Here is a 6,315-nt window from a genome sequence, read left to right on the forward strand (position 1 = left end):
ATCGCAGCAGCAACGCCTCAATCACATCTTGGGCGATATCCAGCCGCATGTCGTACGGAAATTTCCAGCCGACCAGCGAAAGTATCCATTCGTAGTCGCCAGGTCTCAGCTCGAACGGGGGAATTTCTGGTCGCGGCTCGGTGAGGCTGAAAAAAGCCGCGTTCGCTGGCACGATCTGGAAGCGCATTAACTGCCTCCTCGAAAGAGGATTACGAGCGTTCGCGATGATGATACGATCCAACTCCGGATTGGCGATGCGCCGGTGCTTAAGAGTTAGGAAACTGCATATCTTGGGGCGTTGAAGCGTCCCTCGTGTAATCGCTTCGATGATGATACCGGCCTTTGCCGCCTTGATCACCTCTTGCTCTTGTTGAGGCGTCATTTCGGGGCCCCACGTTCCGCGCAATCGATGGCAAGCCTTGCAGTACCGATAGAACTTTCCGTCCTTCGAATCTCGCTTATAGGCTAGGTTGTTGCCAGCCAGTAGGTGACCGCGTTTGCAGTGGGTTAGCTTGCTACATTTTCTCTTCTGGGCTACGTCCGCGTTCTGTTTCAGAAGCGCGGCCGCTTTGCGGCCCCACTCAGGAAATTCCCGACAATGGGCTTCAAACCCCTCCCTCGTCCCCAATCCACGGACACGCTTGCCGTCCGGGGTGCCTTTCCCGCTAGTTACTGCCCTCATCGTATAGCCCATCCGCAAACGGGCCATGAACTGGTCCGGATCTTTCAAACCCATTGGCCCCTCCACTAAACGCAGACATGCGCTGGCGAAGGCGGCTCCTGAGTCGCGGCAGGTCAATGGTTCAACCATGACGATCCACGGCTAACATGTTGGCTCGCCCCTTGCGCTCGCCCTGCGGTTGCGGGCAAGTTGCCGGTGAAACAGAGCTGGGGATACGATGGCTTGGCTTCGGGCGCGGCTGGATCGGCGACGGCGGCGCCGCGACAACTGGAAAGAATTTGAAGCGGTAGGCGTCGATCAGCTTCGGCGCCGGGTAGAAAACAGCATCTACACAGACGAGGAAAAGCTTACCGACGCGCGCGACTGGCTGCACCGGAGGGAAACGCGCTACCAGCGTTTTGCGGTGTGTATCAGCGCAGCCTCTGTTTTAACGGCGATCACCGCTCTGTGGGTGTCGTACAACAGCGCTCGCAACGCTGTGCGCGCCGACAGAGCTTGGGTCGGTCCCGTGTCGATGCGCCTGAGTGAAAAGCCCGCGGTCGGGAAGCCCCTACAGTTCTTCCTCGAATACCAAAACACCGGGCGCCAGCCCGCCCAGGATGTTTTTTACGACCCTGACAGTTATTCGTTCAACAGAGACTTGGCCGCCGATCGCGCCGAGCGCGCAAAGAGACACGTCGAGGATTGCAAGCAAAGGCAGCCGAACGGGAGCCAGTTGACGATTTTCCCGGGCAGGCAGACCTTCACGCCATATCAGATCAAGAAAAGCAGCACCCTCATAACCAAATCGGTGACGAACGGAACGGACTTAATTCTGATCGCTGGCTGTTTCGTATACCGCACTCTGGATGAGGTCCATCGAACCGCATTCTGCTTCGAGTACGATGCTACAAATCCCCAAGTGGATGACGACGGCAGGCCCATCATGGATTTCTGCCTTAACGGCAATTACGCCGACTAGTGGCCGGTCTGCTATTGCGCACGCCTCCATGTTGCTGAACAATATCCTGCAATGGGGGGCCATCCAAAATGATTATTCGACGTGGGGCGGATTCGATCGCGTTTATGTTGCTCTTGATCGCAGGATTCTCGAGCCATAGCGAAGCTGCCGAGGTCAAAGTTGGGATTGGCAAGTCCGGCCAAGCAACTATTTGGATCACTGGAGAAATTATTTCCGGCGACGCCGATAAGTTCTTCCAATCAGTTCGCCAAGCGAACGATTCTGGGAAGTTTGTTGCAAACGTGAGGCTAGATTCTCCCGGTGGCAATTTGCTTGAGGGAGTAAAGATCGCCGACGCCATAAGGTATGGCAAGACATCCACAAATGTTGGCAAGGCAGCAGTCTGCGCGTCGGCGTGCTTTTTGATGTTTGCCGCCGGCTCGACGAAGAACGCTAGTTACGGCGCCCAAATTGGAGTGCACGGAGCTTCCGGCGAAAACGGCGAGGAGACAGCCGCGTCCGGTGCTGCGACAGTCTCTATGGCCAAAATAGCAAAAGAGCTGGGCGTCCCATCCGCGATCATTGGTCGGATGGTCGTCACATCTCCCCAAGATATGGTTTGGCTAAGCCCACAGGAGCTTCAGTCGATGGGCGTCACGATGATGGGTCGTCCATCTCAATCGGGTCCGCCAGTCGCCAACCTGCAGCAAACCCCAGCAAAGGAGCCCTTGCCGCTGTTACCGTCAAATACGGGTGTCACCGCTTCTCAAACCTACAAGCCAACCGCTGCACCCACCTGGGCCGAAGTCGTAAGTCGAGCTATGGAACGATCGGCTAGTCAAAATAACGGCAAACCGCTCTTCAGCCGCTCCTGCCAACCCGAGCTAAAGGTGTGCAACATAGGGGTGAGTTACGTCGATAATCAGGGCAAAATCGCCTTTGTGAAGACCGTTGAGGACATGACCGGCAAGGTCATCGTGCGCGAAGCATGCACATTAAACGATTTCAATGATGTTCGAACTTGCATCAACTGGGACAACGGCACCTCTCACCGCGACATGAAAGACAGTAGTGGTGTCTGGTCAAAGGTGGCCGACGAGTAGACGGCGAGCGTAGAGCCCGCCAGCTAGAACCGGCGGGCGTCCTTGATCGAACCTCACCAAAGACTTTCAGACACAGTATTGACCAGCCTGGTGTCCGTGTCATGGCCGATCGGTGCATCGAGGGACCATGGCGTCTTGATGTCACCATATTCGTGGCCGCGCGGGCAGTACCTCAGAGCACGCTTCCTGAAGACACCAAGGTTGGTTAGCTTGAGGATGCGTCCCGCCTCGGCATTTTTCTCCACCAGCTCATTTGCCTTCGCGCCCCATTCAGGATCGATGAGACACTGCGAACGGAAACCCTGATACCCGGCCCATTTCGTGTCGCGCAGTGCGATGCGGAGCGGCTGCCCGCCCTCGAGCTTTTCCATTACGAGTTCTGGATGTGGCAGTCCGCGCGGGTCCTTCGGGCTGCGCCGCTTTTTCGGCGTGGATTTTCGGTTTTTGTGGAATACTGCGACACGTTCCATCCGATCAGCGCCGCCTTTGGTCGACCAGACGTGATGGACTACTGCGAAATCTGGCACTTGGCGAATGGTCCGATAGAACGCACTGACGTCGACAATCTTCCTGAGCGCCGCGAACCGGACACCCTGTTGCATGGCCCTGACGACCTTCAACATCGTTCGAGGTTTGAGCGGGGCACCGCGCGACTTTTGGCGTTCACGTTCGCACTGTTTACATTCGCGATTGATGCGTCCGTTCCGCGTCCGAAGCCGAGTATTCTCTTTGCTGAGTGCGTGACCACGAGAACAATGTGTCTGCGCGCGTTTCCGGAGAACACCGCAGTTTTCAAGCCTTCGGGCGCGACCGGCCTCCGCGTTCCGTTCGACCAGAGCCTTGGCTCTAGCTGCCCATTCTGGATGCAACTTGCAGTGCGAATGCCATCCCTCATAGGAGGCCCCAGGCATTAGGGCATCCTTCAACACGGCGCCATTTTCCAGTCGCGTCATGACAGTGTCGGCATTCGCCATTCCTTTCGCGGCGCTCGGTGTGCGGCCTTTGCGGGAGGCGCAAACATTAGTCAGTAGTTCAATCTTGGGCCTCAAGCTTGCATCGTCGATACACGGCACGCCTGTCTCTTGACCTGCTTCCATCTGGTCATCTCCTTGCGCGGAATGCGCTCAGAAGAGCCGAATCCTAAGTCGAGCCCCACGCGAGTCCTCGCGGCAGCAAAATGAAGGAGAGCCGCGGGATTTTCTGTGACAGATTTACCGAGCGGGTGGATGCTGCGGGCGGCATCTCACGATGCCGCCCTGGAGCGTGCAAAGCCACCCTGCCCTAGTTGCTAGTTGGCCAACTGACTGCTCGACTGGAACGCCGCAAGACAGCAGCCTGTCACCTCTCCAGACTGCACCATCCGGCCGATCTCGACCATCGCCTCCGCACTGAGAATTATCTTGGCAGTGACGGCCCTCCGCCTTCTTTTGTGAATTTCGAACGTCATTCGCCGGATACGGTCTTGTGTTCGACGGTTCGCAGCACACCGCGGAGGGGTTCGATCGAGCAGAACTGAGGCAGCCATTCAATGGGCTTGAGCGCGCGGCGATTCCAGGCTCGTCGGACCTCCCGCAGCGGCTGGCAGCTTCACCGGTCCCGCCATCGCAGCTCGATACGGCCACGACAGCCGCCCGCTTCCGATCACCACGGAGAATGTTCCCCGACAAGTGTGATCCGTCTCACACAGACAAGCGTTCAAGCTCATTAGCTTGTGGGTGCTTTATCCGTGCTACGAGCCAGCGGAAACTGCTCTTCGTGACCGCCCCATGCATTGATGCCTTCGATTATCCTGATAGAGGCCGGTAAACAGACGCCATTGAAGCTGAGATCGCGCGGCCCCTCGAAGAATGCCAAGGATTACCCAGTCGCTGGTTGGATAGGCAAGGAGGCCGCCCGTGGACACCGACAATTCGGCAACATCCGACGCAACGGCAGTGCCACTGGGCTGTGCCGAGGATACTGTAACGCGAGTGGAGATCAGACCTCCAGTCCTCTGGCGAACTGTGCAGTGGAGCGGGTGCGTATTAATGGCAGTCGGCTCTCTATACTTTGCCGGCCTTGGCATCAGCGTGCTCGTTCATATTGATCAAGGACTCGCCACGGCAATGAAGCTTGTGAGCCACGCATCGGGTACGCCTTTCTGGGCGCTCCCAATGTTGCTTCTTGCACTCCCCTTTTTAAGCTCGTCGGCGATCTTTGGGCTGATAAGAATGACACAACCCTTTGGGTTCCTTGAAATTCGTAAAAACGGATTGCTACTGGCCTGTTACACCTTAGGTCCCGTTAGCCTGAGTGGATCGGGTGATTGGTTTCCTTGGGGCTTCGCCGACTGGAGCAATCTCGCATCGGCCGGGGTTTTTAGACTTCAAGGAATGAGATGCATGGGCCTTGGCCTTATTGACCTAGAAGTTTTCTTGGCAAGCCGAAAAAAACTCAAAAGAGAGGATCTGGCAAGACGAACCCGATTGGGACCGCATTGGGCGGGGATCACAATGAATTGGATGAAGGTAACCTCAATCGGAAAGTTCTCCGAGATGATTTGGTCTGTCCGTGACGTAACGGTGCCTAAATCCTCAGACGAGAAGGATGTACTGACCTGGAATCAGGAAAATTATGGATTTCACATTATCCTCGTGAATCGGGATATTCCGTGTGGAGCACAAGCCTTAGTGGACATGATTGAGAGGGCACGCAAAGCAGCTATTGATCGTAGCACATCAGACGAAAGAATCATTCAAGAGCATGAGCGTCGAGCGAGTTTGCTGCCCGCCCCAGAAGCCAGGCTTCATGAAATTGCTGATCTTTTGAACAAAGGGTTGATCTCATCTGAGGAGTATCATCGCAAGCGCGTTGAAATCCTTTCGAACGTCTAGGATGAACTGGCCTCCCGAGGGCGACGCTCACGCTGCTTGACCATAGTCAGCCGTCCGCTCAAAGTAACCTAGCTAACATCTGCCGCTGGTCGGACTGGACTGAAAAGCGAAGGAGAAGCGAAGCTGAGCAACGACACGTTGGCCAAACTTGTTGTCGTCGCTTTGCTTCTGGCCACGGTTATGATCTGGCGCGGGTCAGAACAGGTTCGCGCATCTTGTCACCACCACTGCCTCACCGACTTCTCCGCCATTCGTCGATAGCGGCCGCCACCGCCCCTTGCGCTCGCCTCCCGTTAAAAGTGGGAAGGTCTAGCCGGATGACGCTGATAAGTTAGCCGGTTGTCCGTACCCGCGAGAAGCTCGGAGATAGCTGCGACTACGGCACTACCGTTGGAGTTCTACTTACCGGGACTTAAAGTCGCAGAGCTAGCAGGTTGCGAGCGAGAGTCGGTTCAACATAGTCTGGCACTAAAATTCTCCGACGGGGGGTGCGAAATGGATCCCGCTACCGTTGCCCAGGCCATTGCCTCGATTATTGCCAAAATCAACGAGTACAATGAACGATCAGCTGCACGGGCGTGGCAGTCCGAAGTTACGAGCAAGCTGGATCTAATCATTTATCAGAATGGTCAAATTATCGGTATCGCTCCGGCGAAGGCCGCCTTGCGCGGTGTGATGGAGATTGAAGACATAGGCGTATGACTGACCATACGCCTA

At 56.1% G+C, this 6,315-nt stretch carries 6 protein-coding genes; 4 read left to right on the forward strand and 2 right to left on the reverse strand.

Annotation, left to right across the window (positions count from 1 at the left end; all coding sequences use genetic code 11):
• A partial coding sequence (locus SO140_RS45085) for a hypothetical protein (RefSeq protein ID WP_498544128.1) occupies positions 1–736 on the reverse strand: 736 nt, incomplete at its 3' end.
• A gap of 163 nt (positions 737–899) precedes the next feature.
• Between SO140_RS45085 and SO140_RS45090 the strand changes: the two genes are divergently transcribed.
• Positions 900–1,643, forward strand: coding sequence for a hypothetical protein (locus tag SO140_RS45090; RefSeq protein WP_449384517.1), 744 nt, complete (start codon positions 900–902; stop codon positions 1,641–1,643).
• A 68-nt stretch (positions 1,644–1,711) separates the two neighbouring features.
• Positions 1,712–2,725, forward strand: coding sequence for a COG3904 family protein (locus SO140_RS45095; RefSeq protein ID WP_498544129.1), 1,014 nt, complete (start codon positions 1,712–1,714; stop codon positions 2,723–2,725).
• Between the two features lie 53 nt (positions 2,726–2,778).
• On the opposite strand, the gene SO140_RS45100 is transcribed toward SO140_RS45095, so the two are convergent.
• A complete protein-coding gene (locus tag SO140_RS45100) occupies positions 2,779–3,822 on the reverse strand; it encodes a hypothetical protein (protein ID WP_449384638.1) in 1,044 nt (347 codons plus the stop codon).
• Between the two features lie 798 nt (positions 3,823–4,620).
• On the opposite strand from SO140_RS45100, the gene SO140_RS45105 reads away from it, so the two are divergent.
• Positions 4,621–5,598 (forward strand): hypothetical protein, encoded by a 978-nt coding sequence (locus tag SO140_RS45105; RefSeq protein ID WP_449384639.1) that lies wholly within the window; start codon positions 4,621–4,623, stop codon positions 5,596–5,598.
• A gap of 495 nt (positions 5,599–6,093) precedes the next feature.
• Positions 6,094–6,300 carry a hypothetical protein gene (locus SO140_RS45110; protein WP_449384640.1) on the forward strand — a complete coding sequence of 69 codons (207 nt, stop codon included), beginning with the start codon at positions 6,094–6,096 and terminating at the stop codon, positions 6,298–6,300.
• The last annotated feature ends 15 nt before the right edge of the window (positions 6,301–6,315 follow it).

It is taken from the genome of Bradyrhizobium sp. UFLA05-108, assembly GCF_059803455.1.